The sequence below is a fragment of the Pseudomonas sp. SO81 genome (assembly GCF_030374125.1).
Lineage (GTDB): Bacteria > Pseudomonadota > Gammaproteobacteria > Pseudomonadales > Pseudomonadaceae > Aquipseudomonas.
On record NZ_CP126126.1, the window covers coordinates 1,348,709 to 1,369,456 of the forward strand.

At 66.4% G+C, this 20,748-nt stretch carries 17 protein-coding genes and 1 pseudogene; 16 read left to right on the plus strand and 2 right to left on the minus strand.

Features of this window, described 5'->3' with window-relative positions:
* The first annotated feature begins 353 nt into the window (after positions 1 to 353).
* From OH686_RS06520 to OH686_RS06545, 6 genes and pseudogenes are all read left to right on the plus strand, one after another.
* The gene (locus tag OH686_RS06520; RefSeq protein WP_289536983.1) at positions 354 to 2,600 is read left to right on the plus strand and encodes a TonB-dependent receptor; all 2,247 of its coding nucleotides are present in this window, start codon (positions 354 to 356) and stop codon (positions 2,598 to 2,600) included.
* Between the two features lie 50 nt (positions 2,601 to 2,650).
* The gene (locus tag OH686_RS06525; RefSeq protein ID WP_289536984.1) at positions 2,651 to 3,730 is read left to right on the plus strand and encodes an ABC transporter substrate-binding protein; all 1,080 of its coding nucleotides are present in this window, start codon (positions 2,651 to 2,653) and stop codon (positions 3,728 to 3,730) included.
* 10 nt (positions 3,731 to 3,740) lie between these two features.
* Positions 3,741 to 4,784, plus strand: a complete 1,044-nt coding sequence (locus OH686_RS06530; protein WP_289536985.1) for an LLM class flavin-dependent oxidoreductase — start codon at positions 3,741 to 3,743, stop codon at positions 4,782 to 4,784.
* Between the two features lie 14 nt (positions 4,785 to 4,798).
* Positions 4,799 to 5,929 (plus strand): LLM class flavin-dependent oxidoreductase, encoded by a 1,131-nt coding sequence (locus tag OH686_RS06535; protein ID WP_289536987.1) that lies wholly within the window; start codon positions 4,799 to 4,801, stop codon positions 5,927 to 5,929.
* Between the two features lie 53 nt (positions 5,930 to 5,982).
* Positions 5,983 to 7,045 (plus strand): annotated as a pseudogene (locus OH686_RS06540) (ABC transporter substrate-binding protein).
* A gap of 25 nt (positions 7,046 to 7,070) precedes the next feature.
* Positions 7,071 to 7,670, plus strand: a complete 600-nt coding sequence (locus OH686_RS06545) for a nitroreductase family protein (RefSeq protein WP_289536988.1) — start codon at positions 7,071 to 7,073, stop codon at positions 7,668 to 7,670.
* Positions 7,671 to 7,746: 76 nt separating this feature from the next.
* Here OH686_RS06545 and OH686_RS06550 read toward each other — a convergent pair whose 3' ends face one another.
* Positions 7,747 to 8,481: a class II aldolase/adducin family protein gene (locus OH686_RS06550; protein WP_289536989.1), complete on the minus strand. Its 735-nt coding sequence runs from the start codon at positions 8,479 to 8,481 to the stop codon at positions 7,747 to 7,749.
* A 62-nt stretch (positions 8,482 to 8,543) separates the two neighbouring features.
* Positions 8,544 to 8,765: a hypothetical protein gene (locus OH686_RS06555; protein ID WP_289536991.1), complete on the minus strand. Its 222-nt coding sequence runs from the start codon at positions 8,763 to 8,765 to the stop codon at positions 8,544 to 8,546.
* 63 nt (positions 8,766 to 8,828) lie between these two features.
* Here OH686_RS06555 and OH686_RS06560 point away from each other — a divergent pair, with 63 nt between their 5' ends.
* From OH686_RS06560 to OH686_RS06605, 10 genes are all read left to right on the plus strand, one after another.
* On the plus strand, positions 8,829 to 9,995 hold the full coding sequence (locus OH686_RS06560) for an LLM class flavin-dependent oxidoreductase (protein ID WP_289536992.1): 1,167 nt from the start codon (positions 8,829 to 8,831) through the stop codon (positions 9,993 to 9,995).
* A gap of 17 nt (positions 9,996 to 10,012) precedes the next feature.
* Entirely contained in the window at positions 10,013 to 11,068 is a 1,056-nt protein-coding gene (locus tag OH686_RS06565) for an ABC transporter substrate-binding protein (RefSeq protein WP_289536993.1), read from the plus strand.
* A gap of 71 nt (positions 11,069 to 11,139) precedes the next feature.
* On the plus strand, positions 11,140 to 12,192 hold the full coding sequence (locus tag OH686_RS06570; RefSeq protein WP_289536995.1) for an ABC transporter substrate-binding protein: 1,053 nt from the start codon (positions 11,140 to 11,142) through the stop codon (positions 12,190 to 12,192).
* Positions 12,179 to 13,390 (plus strand): MFS transporter, encoded by a 1,212-nt coding sequence (locus OH686_RS06575; RefSeq protein WP_289536996.1) that lies wholly within the window; start codon positions 12,179 to 12,181, stop codon positions 13,388 to 13,390. The genes OH686_RS06570 and OH686_RS06575 overlap by 14 nt, the downstream gene beginning before the upstream one ends.
* A gap of 1 nt (position 13,391) precedes the next feature.
* Positions 13,392 to 14,153: an ABC transporter permease gene (locus OH686_RS06580; RefSeq protein ID WP_289536998.1), complete on the plus strand. Its 762-nt coding sequence runs from the start codon at positions 13,392 to 13,394 to the stop codon at positions 14,151 to 14,153.
* On the plus strand, positions 14,150 to 14,926 hold the full coding sequence (locus tag OH686_RS06585; RefSeq protein WP_502942776.1) for an ABC transporter permease: 777 nt from the start codon (positions 14,150 to 14,152) through the stop codon (positions 14,924 to 14,926). The genes OH686_RS06580 and OH686_RS06585 overlap by 4 nt, the downstream gene beginning before the upstream one ends.
* 6 nt (positions 14,927 to 14,932) lie before the next feature.
* On the plus strand, positions 14,933 to 15,730 hold the full coding sequence (locus OH686_RS06590; protein WP_289536999.1) for an ABC transporter ATP-binding protein: 798 nt from the start codon (positions 14,933 to 14,935) through the stop codon (positions 15,728 to 15,730).
* A gap of 247 nt (positions 15,731 to 15,977) precedes the next feature.
* On the plus strand, positions 15,978 to 18,548 hold the full coding sequence (locus tag OH686_RS06595; RefSeq protein ID WP_289537000.1) for a PAS domain S-box protein: 2,571 nt from the start codon (positions 15,978 to 15,980) through the stop codon (positions 18,546 to 18,548).
* A 148-nt stretch (positions 18,549 to 18,696) separates the two neighbouring features.
* A complete protein-coding gene (locus tag OH686_RS06600; RefSeq protein WP_137974281.1) occupies positions 18,697 to 19,374 on the plus strand; it encodes a DUF4197 domain-containing protein in 678 nt (225 codons plus the stop codon).
* Between the two features lie 22 nt (positions 19,375 to 19,396).
* Positions 19,397 to 20,488 (plus strand): hypothetical protein, encoded by a 1,092-nt coding sequence (locus OH686_RS06605; protein ID WP_289537002.1) that lies wholly within the window; start codon positions 19,397 to 19,399, stop codon positions 20,486 to 20,488.
* Positions 20,489 to 20,748 lie beyond the last annotated feature (260 nt).

The window sequence follows — 20,748 nt, forward strand, 5'->3', positions numbered from 1 at the left end:
GATAGTGCAGGAATTCATTTATGCACAAATAATCATAAATATTCATTTGATTATTCTTTTATAGAATATAAGAAGAATTGCTGCTGGGGCAGCAACCCAGCAGCAGCGGTTGCTGGCCAGGCAGTAGGAAAAAACCGCTGCTTCGCCACCTGGATATTCAAATAAATTCTTATTAATCAACATGTTACAATCAATAAACACATCTCGGTACGGTTGTTGCGATAGGGGCAATGCGGCCTGCACAAGCCGCCGGATGCCTAGCCACCACCGCAAAAGAGCATGGGCACCGCCAACACCTGATCGCCCGGCATCGCCATCGCGATGCCGGAAACAAGCCAGTCACTGGGGGCAACATGTTCAAGCGCACCACTCTTTCCACTGCCATCGCCTGGGCCTTGGGGGGCCTGGCCGGCCTTCATCTGGTCGCGGCCCATGCCGCCGAGACCACACAGCAGCCACAAACGCCTGCCGAGCAGCAGGCCGACAGCGCCCCGACGCTGGCCAAGGTCACCGTCACCGCGCAGAAGCGCGAGGAGACAGTGCAGGAAGTGCCCTCGTCCATCTCCGTGCTCAATGGCGACAAGGTGCGCGACACCTCGTTGCAGTCGGCCAACGAAGTCACCCGTTTCATTCCCAACGCCTCGGCGGGCACCACCGAAGGCCACGGTCGTCCGCGCTGGTGGATTCGCGGCCTGGGTACTGGCGACCAGGGGGCCAATACCGTCAGCCCGGTGGGCATCTACGTCGACGACGTGTATATCGCCAACATCAGCGCCAGCGGCTTCCCGCTGTTCGACCAGGAGCGGGTGGAGGTACTGCGTGGCCCACAAGGCACGCTGTGGGGCAAGAACACCACGGCCGGCGCGATCAACTTCATCTCGCGCAAGCCCACCTTCGATCCGTCCGGCTACTTCAAGGTCGGCGTCGGCGATTACGCCGATCGCGTGGTGGAAGGCGCGGTCAGCGACGCACTGGTCGATGACCGCCTGGCCGCCCGCCTGTCGCTGCGCCATCAGGGCCGCGACGGCTACAACGAGAATCTCGCCAACGACGACGATCAGGGCGCCCTGGAAGACGATGCCGCTCGCCTGCAGTTCCTCGCACGCATCAATGACGACCTGGAAGCCAACCTGAACCTGCATGCACGCAGCTACCACGACACCGGTGGCTACAGCACCGTCAGCTACGGCACCCGCGCCAACGGCACCAACCAGTTCGGCTACTCGATCGACCCGAAGAAGGGTGAGGTCAACTACAACGCCGACTACAAGGTGAACATCGACCAGGCCGGCGCCAACCTCAACCTGGTCTGGCAGCTGGGCAGCCTGGAGCTCACCTCCATCACCGCCTTCGAGCATTTCGAGCGCGAAGGCCTGAGCGACAGCGACAACACGCCGCTGGAACTGCAGCGCGGCTACAGCTACGCCGACAGTAAGCAGTGGTCGCAGGAATTCCGCCTCGCCTCGCCGCGCGAGGACCGCCTGAACTGGGTCCTGGGCTTCCACTACTTCGACGAGGATCTGGACTCGGAAAGCGCCAACGCCTCGCTGAGCAATCGCTACATCCCGCGCTTCTACAACAACACCGCCTTCAACCAGGGCACCGAGAGCTACGCCCTGTTCGGCAGCACCACCTACAACTTCACCGAGGACTTCAACCTCACCGCGGGCCTGCGCTGGACCCGCGAGACCAAGGACATCGACCTGCAGCGCCTGCAGAACCAGGGCCAGGCCGGTTTCAACAATGAAGACTGGTGGCACGTCGGCAGCGTCAGCACGCCGCTGGTGGTCAACGCCGTGCAGGACGAGAGCAACACCTGGAGCGACTGGACCTACGACCTGACCCCGGAATATCGCCTGTCCGACAATGCCCGGGTGTACTTCCGCTACGCCTATGGCTTCCGCTCCGGCGGCTACAACGCCGGGGTCACCAACCAGGCCACCGTCGCCACGGTCGACCCGGAATACCTGACCTCCTACGAGCTGGGCCTCAAGTCCGAGTGGTTCGATGGTCGCCTCAATGCCAACGCCGCGCTGTTCTACTACGACTACGAGGACATCCAGCTCAACATCGTCACCGCGGTGAACAACCAGACCGTCTCGCGCCTGGCCAACGGCGCCCAGGGCGAGGCCTACGGCGCCGAGTTCGAGCTGGAAGCGATTCCGGTCGAGAACCTGCACATCAACTTCGCCCTCGGCCTGCTGCACACCGAGTTCACCGACTACACCTCGGGCAACGACGACTTCTCCGGCAACAAGTTCGTCCGCGCACCCAATGTCTCGGCCGTGCTCGGCGCCGACTATCGCATCCCGCTGAATGCCGGCGGCGCGATCATCCTCGGCACCGACTGGAACACCCGCAGCCGCCAGTACTTCTTCTCCAACGACCAGAGCGCCAACATGCGCGCCGACGGCTACACCCTGGGCAATGCCCGGGTGACCTACGAGCTGCCGGGCGAGACCACCCGCGTCACCGCCTACGTCAACAACCTCACCGACAAGGAGTACCGCAACCACACCTTGCCGGGCGGCTTCCAGACCGCCGCGGTGATGTTCGGCGACCCGCGCACCGTTGGTGTCTCGGTGACCAGCGACTTCTGACCCACCCCGCCCGCGGCCTCGCCGCCGCGGGCTCTCGCGAGGATATCGCCATGCAAGCACCTACCCTCTCCCGTCTGCTGCGCCGCCTGGCCCTGCTGCCGGCCGCCCTGCTGGCCAGCCAGGCCATCGCGGCAGAGCCGCCCCAGAGCATTCGCATCGCCACCGTGGCCTATGCCAACGCCGGCAAGATCACTTTCAACGGCCCGGCCTATGTGATGGATCGCGACCAGTGGCTGCAGCAGGAGCTGGCCAAGCGCAACATCAAGCTGGAATGGGTCCCGGCGGCCACCGCCTCGGTCGGCACCTTCGTCAACGAGGAATTCGCCAACAAACGCATCGACTTCGCCTTCTATGGCGACCTGCCATCGATCATCGCCAACGCCTCTGGCGTCTCCACCAAGCTGATCGCCCCCGGCGGCAGCGGCAACAATGTCTATCTGGTGGTGCCCAGCGGCTCCAGCGCCACCTCGATCAAGGATCTCAAGGGCAAGCGCATCGCCCTGCACCGCGGCCGCCCCTGGGAGCTGTCGTTCGCCAAGCTGCTGGAGGCCAATGGCCTCGGCTTCTCCGACTTCCGCATCTTCAACCTCAATCCGCAGGCCGGCGCCGCTGCGCTGAGCGCCGGGCGGGTGGATGCATTCTTCACCCTCAGCGACGCCTTTCTGCTGGAAGACAAGCAGGTCGGCAAGATCGTCTGGTCCAGCAAACAGGCACCACGCGACTGGAAGATGCGCGCCGAACTCTGGGGCGCCAGCGACTTCGTGACCGAGCAGCCGGAGCTGACCCAGCTGGTAGTCACCGCCTACCTGAAGGCCGCCCACTGGACCGCCCAGGACGCCAATCGCACGACCTACCAGGGCTACCTGGCACAATCCGGCCAACCACTCAGCGTGCTGCAGCGCGAAGTTGAGGGCGAGTCCTGGGTCGGCCAGTTCACCCCGCTGTATGACCAGGCCCTGCGCCAGCACTACGCCGACGCCATCGCCTACAGCCAGAAGGCCAAGCTGATTCGCGGCGAGGTCGACGTCAACACGCTGCTCGAACCCAAGTTCGTCGCCCAGGGGCTGAAGGAACTGCAGCTGGAGAACTACTGGCAGGAAGACCAGGCCGACCTGGCCAGTCGCCCCTGAGGAGAGCCCCATGAGCATCGAATTCATCTGGGAGTTGCCCAACTGGCGCGACTCGCGCTATGCCGACGCCCTCCCCCATCTGCGCGGCGAGCGCGAGGACCAGGCCGCGTTCGGCCCCGGTGTCAGCGACCCGCGCGGCGAACGTTTCAACTACCTCGACTACCTGCAGCAGATCGCCCGCGCCGCCGACCTGACCGGCTTCGATGGCATCCGCATCGGCAACCATCCCGACGGCGACGAGCCCTGGATCATCGCCGGCTACGTGGCCCGCAGCACGCGCCACCTGCGCCTGCTCACCGAGTTCGACGCGGCGCGCGGCTCGGCGGTGTATGCGGCGAAGAACGCGGTCAGCTACCAGCGTTTCACTGGTGGGCGCTTCGCCTGGCAGCTCGGCGTCCAGGCCGATGCCGCCGCACGTAGGCGCCAGGGTGACTTCGTCGAGGGCGCCGACCTGCTGCCACGCATCGAGGAATTCATCGGCGTGGCGCGCGGGGTCATCACCCAGGCGCCGTTCAGCTTCAAGGGGCGCTTCTTCGAGGTGCTCGATGGTGGCTTCCAAGGCCCTCTGTCAGGCCAGCGGGTGCCGCCCATCTATCTGGCCGGCGACGACGCCGAGGCGCTGCAGCTGTCCGCCCGCCAGGCCGACGTGCATGTGTTTTCCGCGCGGCCGCCCCGCGAACTGGCGCCGCTGCTCGACGAACTGAGCCGCATCGCCCGCGCCCATGGTCGCACCCCGCAGGCCGGCCTGCGCCTCGACCTGCTGGCCCGTGAGGATGCCGCCGAGGCCCTGGCCGACGCCCAACGTCTGGCCGCTCAAGCCGGCCTGCTGGCACCTGGCGGCAGCGGCCTGTGGCAACCAGGTGGCGGCAGCGTCGCGACCCTGGTCGGCAGCTACGCCGAGATCGTCGAGCGGCTAGCCGAATACGCCGCTGCCGGCATCGGCAGCTTCCTGCTCGGCGCCGCGCCGCATCTGGAGGAAGCCTACCGGGTCGGCGAGAACGTCCTGCCCGCCCTGCGCGCCCGCTTTGCCGGCGCCACCGCCCACACCGCCTGACGAGAATCCACAGCATGGCCATCGATGTCTTCTGGCGCCTGCCCACCCATGGCGAGCCCAGCACCCACCGCAACCGCGAGCCGTTTCGCGGCGACTGGTTCTTCGGCAACGGCAGCCCCAGCAGTAGCGGGCTGAGCACCCGCGACGACGGTTTAACCTATATCGACTACCTCGCCGAGATCGCCCGCGCCGCCGAGATCTCCGGCTTCCAGGGTGGGCTGATCCCATCCTTCCCGATGACCGACGAGCCCTGGGCCATCTCCGCCTTCCTGGCCCGCGAGACGCGCACCTTCCGCTTTATGATCGCCTTCCAGCCGGGCTTCCTGAACCCGCTGACCGCCGCACGCATGACCGCCAGCCTGCAGCGCGCCACCGGCGGCCGCGCGCTGTTCAACGTGATCACCGGCGGCGGCGGCCCGGCGCAGCTGTGGTGGGGCGACAGCGCCGGCCACGATGCCCGCTACGACCGCACCAGCGAGTTCCTCGACGTGCTGCGCGGGGTGTGGAACGGCGGCCCGTTCAGCTACCAGGGCCGCTACTACCAGGTCGAGGATGGTGGTCTGGCCCTGCCGCTGGCCCAGCAGGAATTTCCCGAGATCTACTTCTCCGGCTCTTCGGATGCGGCACTGGCTACTGCATCGAAACACGCCGAGTACTACCTGACCTGGCTCGAACCCTTCGCCCAGCTGCGCGAGAAGTTCGCCCGCGTGCGCGAGCGCACCGAGGCCCTGGGCCGCAAGATCAAGTGTGCGGTGCGCGTCGACATCATCGCCCGCGCCACCGAGGAAGAAGCCTGGCGCGAGGTGCGCAAGGGCTTCGAGCGGCTATCGCCCGCGGAACTGGCGCGCGCCGCGCAGCGCCCCGGTGGCGATTCGGTGGGGGCCAACCGGCAGGCAGGCAACCGCCCCGAGACCGTCAGCCGTTTCGACGACCTGATCCTCGAGCCGAATGTCTGGTCCGGCTTCAACCTGCTGCGCGGCGGGCAGACCAACGGCATTGTCGGCAGCTACCAGCAGGTGGCCGAACGCCTGGACGAACTGGTCCAGCTCGGCGCCGACGCCTTCATCCTGGCCAGCACACCGCACCTGGAAGAAGCCTACCGGGTCGGCGAAGAAGTCCTGCCGCTGCTGCGCGGCCACCGCTAGCTTTCATCGCGGCCGCCGGACCCCGGCGCGCCGCCCAGCTTCTGGAGCCGCCCATGCCACAGTCTTCGCCCCGCTCAACGCCCAGCCTCGACAGGCTCTGGTTCACCCGCTGCCCGGTGCCGACCGCCACCGGCCTGGCCTACCGGCTCGGCTGGCTGCAGCAGGCCTTTGCCGACGACGGTATCGCCGTCGAGACCCTGCAGGACAATCCCGGCCTCGGCCAGCACCACTACGACCATCAGCTGCCGGAGCTGATTCGCGAGGGCGGCAACATCCTCGCCTTTGCCGCTCGTGCCCCAAGGCGCGCCGACCCGCCTGATCGGCCTGACCTGGATCGACGAGTGGCAGGTGATCCTGGTGCGCCCCGAGTCCGGCATCCGCAGCGCCGCCGACCTCGCCGGCAAGCGCCTGGCGCTGCCGCAGTGGATCGAGCATCCACTGCCCAGCCACGCCCGCGGCTCCAGCATCGCCCGTGGCATGTCGCTGCAGGGTTATCGCGGCGTATTGGCCAGCGCCGGGCTCGGCCTGCATGACGTCACCCTGGTGGAGGTGCCGTCCGGGCATGGCAAGCGCGGGCAGAACGGGCCGCGCCAGTTGTGGGCCGGCATCGAGCAACTCGCCGCGGGCCGGGTCGATGCGGTTTATGTCAAAGGCGCCGCCGCGGTGGATGCGGCGCGCGCCGCCGGCGTCGTGGTCGGCATCGATCTGGATGCCCTGCCCTCTGCCCACATGCGCACCAACAACGGCACGCCGCGGCCGATCACCGTGCACAAGAATCTGATCGACCAGCACTTCGACCTGCTGGTGCGCTTCCTCGCCGAGACCCTGCGCGCCGCCGACTGGGCCGCCGACAACCCCGACGCCGTGCACGCCGTCCTCGAGGGCGAGACCGCCGGTAGCGCCGCAGGAGTGGCCGCCGCCTATCGCAACGACTTCCACCGCAGCCTGCATCCGGATCTTTCCGCCGAGCGCCTGGCCCTGTTCGCCGAGCAGAAGCAGGCGCTCTGGCTGTATGGCTTCCTCGAACGCGACTTCGACCTGAACGACTGGGTCGACCACCGTCCCCTGGAGGCCGCCCTGGCCCTGCGCGAGCGCCAGCGGCAGGCCGGTCTATAGATACCCACCCGTACGAGACAGCGACATGAGCACACCCCGCCAGACCGAATACGCCATCCATCCGCAGTTCCTCGAACGCTGGTCGCCACGCGCCTTTACCGGCGAGGCAATCGCCGAGCAGGAGCTGTTCGCCCTCTTCGAGGCGGCGCGCTGGGCACCCTCGGCCAACAACGCCCAACCCTGGCGCTTCGTCTACGCACGCAACGGCTCTCCCAACTGGGCACGCCTGTTCGACCTGCTCGGCGAGAACAACCGGCGCTGGGCCGCCAAGGCTGCCGCGCTGGTGGTGCTGATTTCGCGTACCCATCACCGCCGCCCCGGCGCCAGTGAGGACAGCCCGCTGCTCAGCCATTCCCTGGACAGCGGCGCGGCCTGGGCCAGCCTGGCCCTGCAGGCCCAGCACAGCGGCTGGAGCAGCCATGCCATCGGTGGCTTCGACCGCGAGCGAGCGCGTAGCGAGCTGGGCGTGCCGGACGGCTACCAGGTCGAGCTGGCCATCGCCATCGGCCGCCGTGGCGACGCCGCCGAGCTACCCGAGGACCTGCGGGCGCGCGAACAGCCAACCCAGCGCCAGCCATTGGCGAGCCTGGTGGCCGAGGGCCGCTTCAGCTTCGCCAGCGCCTGAAACGATCGAGCCCGAATGCGCAACGCATTCGGGCTCGTCACTTGCGCAGACCGCCGTGGCGGCCTGCCATCTCGGCTCAGGCCACCGCTTCGAGCAGCTTCTGTCCCTGGGCCCACAGGCCGGTCATCTTCCACTGCTGCTCCAGCACACCGGGGCCGAACTCCTCGGAGCCGCCGAACAGTTCGGCGAGGCCCTGGAAGTAGGCACCCTCCTCGATCAGCAGAATCAGCTTGGACGCCTGCAGCACGCTCTCACCCCAGAAGGTGGCGCCGCCGTTGGCCTCAAGAATCGCCGGAGTGTGCGGGTTCTCCTCGATCTTCTCGACGATGAAAGCGTGTTCCGGCTGGCGGCGGTCGATGTAGATCGGCAGCTCGCGGGCCAGAGTCACCCGCTGGGAGGCCGCATAGCGGATCGGCAGCACCCGGTGGGCACTGGCCCAACCACCGAGGTATGGCGTGTGCACGTGGATCACCACATTGACCTCGGGGCGCTTCTGGAACACCCCGGCATAGCGCTGGCCGTTGCCGCCGGCCTTGCTGCCACTGAGCGGCGAGCTGCCAGCGGCGGTCTCATCCAGCACCACCTGGCCGCTGTAGCTGGCAACCACGGCGCGGATCTCCTGGTCATCGGCCCAGGGACCCGGAGCGTGCAGGGCGATCACCAGATCGCTGTCTGGCACTCGCACGTAGGCCTGGTAGGTGTTGGTGGCGGTCAGCGTGCGGGTCTCCTTGAGCACGCGGAAAGCCTTGGCGAAGTCGCGTTTGGCCTGTTCGAGCTGGCTGAGTTGGGTGGCGGTGAGGCTGGCGGTCATGGCTGAAGCTCCTGGGGTCGATGATGGCGAACGCGCCTTCTCGGCACGGCACTGACCTCTCCTCAGCAGGACTTGTGCCACAAGAAAAACACATTGAATTTCAATGAGTTAACTACAACGCCAAGCCACTTCAAGCCTTTATCCAGCGGAATCTGCTGCAACCCAAGCAGCCAGTGCTGGGCAGGTGTTGCTGAATCAGCAATTACCCCAGGCAAGCCCCACCATAAATCGCTGCAGGCCTCGCCATTACTGGCTTTCAGCCTTTCGGCACAGGCCTTGCTCAAGCCCCTGCAATCCCGATCGCGGCAAGCGGCGGGCTTCCTCGACGCAGCCAATGGAACACTGCCATGAGCACCGAATTTTTCTGGCGTTTACCGCTGGGTAGCGATGGTCCCTACCTGGCCACCGACAAGAACAACCGCGGCGCCGCCGTGCACCGCCCGGGCAACATCGCGCCGGGGCGCCTGCCCAACGGCGAGCCAGACGGCTTCACCTATATCGACTACGTCGCTCAGGTCACCAAGGCCGCCGAGCTGGCCGGCTTCGAGGGCGCCCTGCTGCCGACCGGCCCGGAGCCGTGGATTGCCGCCGCCGCCCTGGCCCGCGAGACTCGCCGCATCAAGTTCCTGATCGCCTTCCAGGCCACCTGGACCCTGCCGGCCTATGCCGCGCAGCAGGCGGCGATCCTGCAGAACCTCAGCCGCGGTCGCCTGGAGTGGAACATCATCACCGGCGGCAACCCGGCCAGCCAGCGCGCCAATGGCGACTTCCTCGAACACGACAAGCGCTACCAGCGCACCGGCGAATTCCTCGACATCATCGATGGCCTGTGGAGCAACGAGCAGTTCAGCTACCAGGGCGACATCTACCAGCTGGAGAACGGCTCTCTGCCGCTCGGTCTGAAGCATGAGCGCAAGCCCGGCGTGTACTTCTCCGGCTTCTCCGATGCCGCCCTGGACGTGGCGGCGAAGCATGCCGACGTCTACCTGAACTGGGCCGAACCGATCGACAAGCTCAAGCCGCACCTCGAGCGGGTGCGCGAGCTGGCCGACAAGCAGGGCCGCAGCGTGCGCTTCGGCATCCGCATCGACCTGTTCGCTCGCGAAACCGAAGAGGCCGCCTGGAGCGAACTGCGCCGCCAGTACGAACGCATCGACGCGCGCACCAGCGCCGCCATCAAGCACTTCGCCACCGGCTCCGACTCGGTGGGTGCGGCGCGGCAGAACGCCTACCACCAGAACAGCGACCGCTTCGAAGACCTGGTCCTCGGCCCGAACCTCTGGGCCGGCTTCGGCAAGGCCAAGCCGGGGCCGACCGTGGGCCTGGTCGGCAGCCACCAGAACGTCGCCGAACGCCTCGCCGAATACCGCGACGCCGGTTTCTCCACCTTCATCCTGGCCGGCAATCCGCACCTCGAAGAAGCCCTGCGCATCGGCCAGGAAGTCCTGCCGCTGGTGCACGCCAAGCCGGCACAGAGCCAAACCCCCACCGCCGCGCTGCAAGCCAGCGCCTGACTGAAAGGAATCGCACCATGAGTCAACCGCTCGATACCCTCTGGTACACCCGCTGCCCGGTTCCCACCGGCCTCGGCATCGCCGTGCAGAAAGGCTGGCTGGAAGAAGCCCTGGGCGCCCAGGGCACCGCCATCAAGTCGCTGCGCGAGTCGGCCAACCAGGCGGTGCGCGAATCGCACTTCGACCACACCCTGCAGAACTCGGTCCGCCACGGCGGCAATATCCCGGCCATCTGGGCCCGCGCCAGCGGCCGCGATACCCGGGTGATCGGCCTGTCCTGGGCCGACGAGGTGCAGCTGATCCTCAGCCTGCCGGACAGCGGCATCAAATCCGCCAAGGACCTCAAGGGGCGCAAGTTCGGCCTGCCGAACTGGGCCAACGCGCAGATCGACTTCACCCGCGCCCAGGCCATCCGCGGCCTGGAAAACGCCCTCAAACTGGACGGTCTGGAGGTCAAGGACGTCGAGCTGGTCGACTATACCCACGGCGGCACCTTCAGTGACGAAGCGGCGGAGACGGTCAACGGCACCTCCACCTTCGGCGGCCGTCGTCGCGGCGGGCAGAACGCCGAACTGGTCGGCCTGCTGCGCGGCGAAGTCGACGCGATCTTCCTCAAGGGCGCCCATGCCGTGCAGCTGGCCCAACAGTTCGGCCTGCACACGGTGATCGATACCGGCTCGCATCCGGAACCGCTGATCCGCGGCAACAACGGCACGCCGCGCACCCTGAGCGTCGACTCCCACCTGCTGGAGCAGCACTACGATGCCGCGGTCGGCATTCTCGGTTCGGTGCTGCGCGCCGAGGAGTGGGCCTGGACCCACCCCGACGACACCCGCCGCTACCTGGCCCGCGAGACCAACAGCAGCGAGTACTGGGTGACCCAGGCCTACGGCGAGGACGCCCATCAACGCCTGCGCACCAACCTCGACGAGCGCTCGATCCTGGCCCTGCAGGACTTCACCGACTTCCTCCAGCGCTGGGCCTTCATTCCGCAGAGTTTCTCGGTCCGCGACTGGATCGACCCGCGCCCGCTGGAGACCCTGCGCAGCACGGTGGCACAGCGCGCCGGCTGAGTCGCCGGTCGGCACGGGCGCGCCGCGCGGCCGTGCCGACCACCTCCGAACAAGCGTTTCGTGGACATTTCATGAGCACACCCCTCGATACCCTCTGGTACACCCACAGTCCGGTACCCACAGGGCTCGGCATCGCCGTTGAATCCGGTCGTCTGGCCCAGGCCTTCCGCCCGCTGGGCACCCGCATTCAGGCGCTGCGCGAATCTTCGGACCGCGAAGTGCGCGAGGCCCACTTCGACCACCACCTGCACAACTCGGTCCGCCACGGCGGCAACATCCCGGCCATCTGGGCCCGCGCCCAGGGCAGTGAGACCCGGGTGATCGGCCTGTCCTGGGCCGACGAGGTCCAGCTGATCGTCACCACCCACGACAGCCCGATCCGCGATATCCGCGACCTGCGCAACCGCCGCTTCGGCGTGCCCAAGTGGGCCAACGTGCAGATCGACTTCACCCGCGCCCAGGCCATCCGCGGCCTGGAAAACGCCCTCAAGCTGGAAGGCCTGCGGGTCGCCGACGTGGAGCTGGTCGACTACCCCTATGGCGGCACCTACAGCGATGAGCCGGTGCACCATGTGCATGGCGCCCAGGTCACCCTCGGCCGCAACCGCCCGCAGCGCAACAACGAGCTGATCGGCCTGCTGCGCGGCGACATCGACGCGATCTTCGTCAAGGGCGCCCACGGCCTGCAGCTGGCCAACGAATTCGGTTTGCGCGTGGTGGTGGATGTCGGTTCGCACCCGGACCCGCTGATCCGCGCCAATATCGGCACGCCACGCACCCTCACCGTCGACCAGCACCTGCTCGACGAACACTTCGACGCGGCCGTGCTGATCCTCGATACCGTGCTGCGCGCCGAGCAGTGGGCCTGGGCCCATCCCGAGGAGACCCGCCGCTTCCTCGCTCGCGAGCTCAACACCAGCGAGTACTGGGTGGCCCGCGCCTATGGCGAGGACGCCCATCTGCGCCTGCAGACCAACCTGGCCGAGCGTTCCATCGGCGCGCTGCAGGACCTCACCGATTTCCTCCAGCGCTGGGACTTCATCCCGCACGGTTTCGACGTGCGCCAATGGATAGCCACCGAGCCGCTGGAACAACTGCTGGAGAAGGTCAATGTCGCCATCTGAAACCACGGGGCGACCCGGCGCCTTCCTGGCCAACTTCATGCTGCTGGCCGCCTTCAGTGGCGCCACCATCGGCATGGCCAAGATTATCACCACCCTGTACGCCATCGAGATCGGTGCCAACGCCCTGCAGCTGGGCATCATCTCGGCCATGGAGTCGCTGGGCATGGTGCTGCTGACCCTGCCGGCCGGCTTCGTCATCGCCCGCTTCGGCGCGCGCCGGGTGTACTTCCTCGCCAGCCTCGGGCCGATGCTGCTGAACCTGGCCATCCCGCTGTTCGGCGGCTGGATCTATCTGGCCGTGGCGCGTCTGCTGATCGGTCTGTGCATCCCCTTCCGCATCGTCGCCATGAACAGCGCGTTTCTGCGCCAGCTCAAGCGCATCGGCAACGACAAGGCCGGCTGGTACCGCGGCTCGCTGACCCTGGGCATGGGCCTGCTCGGCCCGCTGCTGGGCAACTGGCTCAGCGGCAGCACCGGCTTCACCCTCGGTTTCGTGGTGATCGGCCTGTGCTTCGGCCTCATGGCGGTCTACAGCCTGGGCTTCTGGGAAGCCGAACAGGTGGAGCCGAGTAGCCTCGATGTCGGTGCCGAAAGCGGCAGCATGTTCAGCCAGGTACTGGCCATGCTGCAGAACCTGGAAATAGCCGAGAGCTGCCTGATCGAGATGCTCTCTGGCGCCACCGGCGCGCTGTTCGGCACCTTCATCATTCTTCTGGCGATGGACGTTGTCGGGCTCTCGCAGAGCCAGGCGGTCAGCCTGGTGATGGTGCAAGGCCTGGCCGCCGTGCTTGGCCTGTTCGGCCTCGGCTATCTGGTAGAGCGTATCGGCCGCCGCTTCGCCTATGTCGCCGGGCTGAGCGCCGCGGTGCTCGGCCTGCTGCTGCTCGGCCGCGCACATGGCTACGCGTTGCTGGCCATCGGCGGCGTGCTGTTGAGCACCGCAGCCTCGCTGGTGCACCTGGTCAACATGGCCCAGCTCGGTGAGCACGCCGCCGACAAGAGCAAGATTTCCGGCCTGTTCAACCTGGCCGGCATGCTCGGCAGCTTTTCCGGCGCGCTGCTCGGCGGCGTGATCAGCCAGCTGGTCGGCCTGAGCAACCTGTTCCTCGCCTGGATTCCACTGCTGTTGTTGGTGGCCGGCTTCTGCTGGCTGCGCAAGCTACGCCGCGCCCCTGCGGCTGCTGTATTGGAGGGATGACATGCTGAGCGCCTCACTCAACCGCCTGAGCTGGTTCGCCTCACCACTGGCGCTGCTAGTCGCCTGGGCTCTGGTGGCACAGGCCGGCTGGTACCCGACCCAGCTGCTGGTACCACCGCAGCATGTCTACGAGGCCTTCGTCGAGCTGCTGGGCAGCGGCGAGCTGCGCGAGCACCTGCAGAACAGCCTGTCGCGCCTGGCCATAGGCTTTTCCCTCGGCGCGCTCGGCGGTCTGTTGTTCGGCACCGCCATGGCCCTGTCGAAGCAGGTGGAGGCCTACTGCGCCCCACTGTTCCACACCCTGCGGCAGATTCCCTCCATCGCCCTGATCCCGATGTTCATCCTGTTCTTCGGCGTCGAGGAGACCTTCAAGATCCTCATCGTGGTCAAGGCGGCGTTCTTCCCGGTGGCCCTGGCCACCAGCGAGGGTGTGAAGGGCATTCCGCGCAGCTACTTCGATGTGGCCGCGGTGTATCGCCTGCCGCTGTGGAGCCTGCTCAAGGACGTGGCCTTTCCCGCCGCCGCGCCGCCCATAGTCACCGGCCTGCGCATCAGCCTCAGCCGCTCCTGGATGGTCCTGGTCGCCGCCGAATTGCTGGCCGCCGACAGCGGCCTCGGCCAGTTGATCGAACTGAGCCGGCAGATGATGCGCATCGACATCGTGATGGTCGGCGTGGTGGTGACCGGGCTGGTCGGCTTCAGCCTCGATTACGGCTTCCGCCTTCTGGAAAAACACCTGTTCCGCTGGAAACCACGCGCATGAAGATTCTGACCCGAGCTCTCTCATCCTTGCGCGGCCTGCTGCTGCCACTGCTGCTGATCGCCGCCTGGGAATACATGTCGCGCCAGGGCGCCAGCCAGGCCTATGCCTTCGTGCCGCTGAGCAAGATCGGCGCAGGTCTGGACGAGCTGCTGGCCACTGGCGAGCTGTGGCTGAGCGTGGCGGCCAGTCTCGAGCGCACCTGCCTCGGCCTGCTCTATGGCGTGCTCGCCGGCTTCGCCGTGGGCGCGCTGATGGCCCATTCGCGCATTGCCGAACGCCTGCTCGCACCGCTCTACCACACCCTGCGCCAGGTACCGATCCTCGGCCTGATCCCGCTGCTGGCCCTGTGGTTCGGCAGCGGCGAATTCTCCAAGGTGCTGATCGTTTCCCTGGCCGCCTTCTACCCCATGGTGCTGAACAGCTTCGAGGGCTTCAGCCATGTCGAGCAACGCTATCAGGAGGTCGGCCGCATCTACACCCTGACGCCGCTGCAGCAGTTCACCCAGGTACAACTGCCGAGCGCCCTGCCCAGCCTGTCCAACGGTGTGCTGCATGCGCTGGCCTTCGCCTGGGTCAGCTCGGTGGGCTGCGAACTGTTCCTCTCCACCGGCATGGGCCTCGGCAACCTGATGATGAACGCCGAGACCGGCTCACGCATGGAAGTCGTGGTGATCGGCGTGCTGTGCATCGGCCTGCTCGGTTACGCCATGAATCAACTGTTCTCCCGCCTCAGCCGCTACCTGCTGCGCTGGCGCAATCTTCGCGATAGGTAACCCCCCATGACCGCCATTCTCGATCCACAACTGCTCGGCAACGACCTGCGCCAACCCGGCGCCCTGGAGATCCGCGGGCTGAACAAGGCCTACCAGATCGACGGCAAGGCCCTGCCGGTGCTGCACAATATCGAACTGCAGGTGCTGCCCGGCGAGTTCCTCAGCATCGTCGGCGCCAGCGGTTGCGGTAAGTCATCGCTGCTGCGGCTGATCGTCGGCCTGGAGAACGACTACCAGGGCCGGATCCAGCTGGACGGCGAGTCCGTGTCGGGCACCAGCCTGGACCGCGGCATCGTGTTCCAGGACCACCGTCTGTTCCCCTGGAAGACCGTCGAGCAGAACATCGCCCTGGCCCTCAGGAACCAGCGCCTGAGCAAGCAGGAAAAGGCCGAGCGGGTGGCCGAGCACATCGCCCTGGTAGGCCTGAACGGATTCGAGCAGGCCTATCCGCACCAGCTCTCCGGCGGCATGGCCCAGCGTGCCGCCATCGCCCGAGCGCTGATCACCCGGCCCAAGGTGCTGCTGCTCGACGAACCCTTCGGCGCCCTCGACGCACTGACCCGCGTGCACTTGCAACACGAGCTGCAACGCATCTGGGTGCAGCAGCGCAGCACCATGATCATGGTCACCCATGACGTGGAAGAAGCGCTGTACCTGGGCGACCGGGTAATCGTCATGGATGCCCGCCCGGGACGCATCCGCCACGAGGTCAAGGTCGACCTGCCGCATCCACGCGAGCGTAATTCGCCGGAACTGCAAAGGCTGCGTGAGGGAATCCTCGCCGAGCTGACTGGCGACCATTGAGGGCTGGGTGATTCTGGATAGCTAGGCAACGCAAGCATGTCGCCGATAGCACCCCCTCAGCAGCGCGCCGGCCCTCCGTTCGGCTCGGCCTGCTCTCCGAGCCTATGTCGAAGTTCCTCATCTCGGAGCGATTGCAGCGCCAACTGATCCAAAGCCTCAGCCAGATGGAACGCAACAGGCCACTCTGCTTTCATAGTGGGTGACTGGGCTCACTCGAGTTCAGCCTCCTGCCTTGCTGAGCAAACACATGGAACTGCTCTTCGATATCGGCCCCGATCGAGGCCCCCTGGAACACTCCGACCAGCCGCTGGATAGCGAAAGCATCGGCGCCCTGCTGCAGAGCCACGACTGGTCCGAATCGCCCCTGGGACCACCCATCGGCTGGTCATCCAGCCTCAAGACCCTGATGGCCACCGTGCTGCCGGCCAAGGCGCAGATCGTGCTGTTCTGGGGCCCGCAGTTCGTCGCCCTGTACAACGACGCCTACGCGCCCAGCATCGGCGCCAAGCACCCGCGGGCGCTGGGTCGCCCGGCCGTGGAAAACTGGACCGAGCTGTGGGACGACCTCGAACCGCTGCTGCGCGGCGTGCGCGAGACCGGCGAGACCTTCTCGGCCAAGGACCGCCCCTTCTACATCGAACGCCACGGCCAGGGCGAAACCGTCTACTTCGACGTGTCCTACTCGGCGGTGCGCGAGACCGATGGCACGGTCGGCGGCGTGCTGTGTATCGTCACCGAGACCACCGAGCGCGTGCAGTTCGAGCGCCGCCAGGCGTTCCTGCTGTCCCTCGGCCAGGCGTTGCCCGCCAGCCACGAACCGGAGCAGATCGAGGCCAGCGTCCTGCGCCGGCTCGGCGAGGCATTGGGCGCCGCACGCGTGTTCTACGGCGAGGACAATGGCGATGGCGTGAGCTTCGCCGTGCATCAGGATCACGTGCAGGGCGTGCGCTCCGCCGCCGGGGTTCACCGCTACCGGGACTTCGGCACCGGCCTGCTGGCGGCGCTGCGCGCCGGGCAGACCGTGGCCCGCGCCAATATCGCCGGCGAGGCCGGGCTGAGTGTCGGCGAAGCGGCACTGTGCGCCGAGCTCGATCTGGCAGCCGCCCTCTACATACCGGTCATTCGCCTCGGCGCACTGGAGGCGACGCTGGTCATTCACTATCGCCAGCCCCACGTCTTCGCCGAGCACGAGCTGCGCCTGGCTCAGGAGGCCGCCCAGCAGGCCTGGGCCTCGATCAGCCACGCGCGGGCAGAGGCGGCGCTGCGCGCCAGCTCGGCACAACTGTCGGCGATGTTCGATCAGGCCAGCGCCGGCATCGCCGTGTGCGACCGCCACTGGCAATTCACCCGGGTCAACGACCGCTACTGCGAGATCGTCGGCCGGCCGCGCGAGGCCCTGCTCGGGCTGCGCATGCAGGACATCACCCACCCGGACGACCTCACCAGCCGCGAGCCCCAAGGCGATGACGGCGCGCCCTTCGAGGTCATCAGGCGCTACACGCGCCCGGACGGCACGTCGGTCTGGGTGCAGAACCAGATCACTCCGCTGCTGGACGAACAGCACAATGCCAGCGGGGTGCTCTGCGTGTGCATGGACATCAGCGCCCGGGTACGCGCCGAGGCCGAGCTGCGTGAACTAAACGAGGGCCTGGAGGAACGCGTCGCGTCGATGGTCACGCAGCGCGAGACCGCGATTGCGCAGCTGCACGAAGCACGCAAGATGGAGACCATCGGCCAGCTCACCGGCGGCATCGCCCACGACTTCAACAATCTGCTGACACCGATCATGGGCACCCTGGAGCTGATCCGCCGGCGCCTGGACGACGAGCGCTCCCGCGACCTGGTCGACGGCGCGCTGCAGGCCGCGGATCGCGCGCGCATCCTGGTAGGACGCCTGCTGACCTTCGCCCGCCGGCAGACGCTCAAGCCCCAGGCGGTGGAGCTGAAGACCCTGGTCAACGGCATGCGCGAACTGATGGAGCGCTCGATCGGCCCGATGATCGCGGTGACCGTCGAGATTCCGGAGCGGCTGCCGGCGGTGGTGGTCGACCCGCACCAGCTGGAGCTGGCGATTCTCAACCTGGCGGTGAACGCCCGCGATGCCATGAGCGACGGTGGCCGACTGGAAATCAGCGCGACCCTGGACCAGGTCACGGCCGACCAGGTCAGCGGCCTGCCCGCCGGGCGCTACGTCTGCCTCAAGGTGGCCGACAGTGGCAGCGGCATGAACGAGGAAACCCTGCGGCGCTGCGCGGAGCCCTTCTTCTCCACCAAGGGCGTGGGCAAGGGCACCGGTCTCGGCCTGTCGATGGTGCAGGGCCTGGCCGCCCAGTCCGGCGGCGGTCTCGCTATCGCCTCGCAAGCGGGCCTGGGCACCCAGGTGAGCATCTGGCTGCCCATCACCGAAGGGGCGGCGACGGGCGAAGGCAGCGAGCCGACCGACGCGCCACTGGCACCGCGGCCGACCCGGGTACTGCTGGTGGACGACGAGGAGATGGTTCGCCAGACCACCAGCCTGCAACTTCAGGACCTGGGCTACGAGATCATTGAAGCCGCCTCGGCAACGGCGGCCCTGCAGCTGATCGACGCGGGGCTGGCGCCCGACGTGCTGGTCACCGATCACATCATGCCGGACAAGACCGGCGCCCAGCTGGCCCAGGAACTGCGCCTGCGCCTCCCAGACCTGCCGGTGCTGATCATCACCGGCTACTCGAACCTGTCGCCGGCGCAGATGCATGGCTTCGAGGTGCTCGCCAAACCCTTCCGCCGCGCCGAACTGGCCGTTCGGCTCTCGCAACTGGCACACGGCAAGGGGTGAATCGGCCCGGGGCCGGATATTCTTGCCGCCCTGCCGGGCGGCATTGCCTGCTCGCCTGGCCAGATCGGGAACGGGCGCCCCAGGGTTTGGCTCCCCCGCTCCACTCCGCTAAGCTCGCCGGAACCTCATCGTAGTAAGGAAGCCTCCCATGCTCCGCCTCACCACTCTCGCCGCCGGCCTGCTGCTGTCCGCTGGCGCCTATGCCCTGTCCCTTTCCGACCTGAGCCAGAGCGACGCCAGCGGCGGCCTCAAGGATGCGCTGACCCAGGGTGCGCAAGTCGCGGTGAAGCAGCTCGGCAAGCCCGGCGGCTTCAGCAATAACGACGAGGTGCGCATCGAGCTGCCCGGCAAGCTGGGCAAGGCCGCACAGACCATGAAGATGATGGGCATGGGCGAGCAGGTGGAAGAGCTGGAGGCGAGCATGAACAAGGCCGCCGAAGCCGCCGTGCCGCAGGCCCAGGCGATCCTGGTGGACGCGGTGAAGAAGATGACCGTGAGCGATGCCAAGGCCATCCTCGCCGGCGGCGAAGACTCCGCCACCCAGTACCTGAACAAGAGCAGCCGCGAACAGATCCGCGCCAAGTTCCTGCCCATCGTCAAGCAGGCCACCGACAAGGTCGGCGTGGCCCAGCAGTACAACAGCTTCGCCGGCCAGGCCGCGGCCCTCGGCGTGGTCGACGCGAAGAGCGCCAACGTCGAGAACTACGTGACCGAGCAGGCCCTCAACGGCCTGTTCAAGATGATCGCCGAGCAGGAAGCCAGCATCCGCCAAAACCCGGCCGGCGCGGCCACCAGCCTGGCCAAGAAGGTGTTCGGCGCGCTCTGATCTGTTCGCTCAAGGAGGAGCCATGTGGTTTGCCTTTGGCGTCACCACGCTGCTTGCCAGCTGTTTCTGCTTCTTCATCTACAGACGCAGGGACAGCTGGAGAAACGCATCGACCTACCCCGGATATCAGGTCAAGAAAACCTTCAGGAAAAGCCGTCTCACGCGACTACAGATTGCCGTACCGGCTCAGGCCGGGCCCGATCTGGAAATACGCCCGGAACGGTTCTGGGATCGACTTGGCAAACGGACTGGCCTTGCTCAGGAGCTACAGACAGGCAGTGTCGAGTTTGACCGAAGGCTCTACCTGGTCGCAGAAGATCCTCGACTTACGCTACTCCTCCAGCATGAGCCCAAAGCGCTCGCCCTCATCGAGCGGCTGTTTGACGAAACGACGCAATTGGGGCTGCATGCGCGCAAGCTGATCTACCGCAACGACAAGCTGTGGCTCGAACTTGATGTTTCCGGTGAGCAGCCATTGCAACTAGAGGAGCCGATCGCCTCTCAGCTGCAATTAATCTCTCGGTATCTGGCAGGTGCGCTACAGGCAACAGGTGGCTTACAGGACAACTGGCTAAACCGATATCGTTTGGCGGCAGTCGCCCTATTAGCTATTTCCAGTGGGCTGCTGGTCCATGGACTCCTGCATAGCTATCGCATCATCCAGTTTCCCGGCCCCACCATCCTGAATGAGGGCGAGCTGCTATGGGACTCGCTCATCCTCGGTCTGGTGTTGTTGGGAGTGTTAGTCGGCGCCACTCTGGCACTACTCTGGGGCTCGTCCAGAGCCCACTCGGTTCTGCTGGAAGTACTATTAGTAGGCAGCCTGGGGGGAGTCCTGACAGCCTTCGTACTGTTGCGCGATATCAACTCCGAGTTCGATCGTTCGCCCGCTACCGCAATGATGGCTGAGGTGCAGGATATCTACACCAAGAAGGGCCGCCGGCTCGCTCGCCGCTATTACCTCTCGCTAGACCCAATTGGCGCGCAGAGCCCGCCCATCCGGGTCAGGGTTTCGCAAACACTCCAGAGGCGAGTCCAGAAAGGCCAGACAATTACCCTAGTGCTACGAAGCGGCTTTCTTGGCTATCGCTGGGTGGAACGAGTAAACCCCTGAAAAAGCAAAAGCCCGGCAAATGCCGGGCTTTTTTGTGGCCGGGCTTGTGGCCCTGCCGGGTGCCGGCACGAGTCCGGCTTCGGGGAGTAACGCGTCGTACCGGGCGGGTAGCCCCCACTAGGGTGTAAGGCGCGTGGCGCGGGCGAAGATCCGCCATTGCCGGGTCGGGCACCATAAGCACCCGCAGTCAAAACTGTTGAGCAGCATGCCAGGGAAAGCTTTCAGTCGGCTTTCTCTGACGCGACCTGTTCGATCATCCA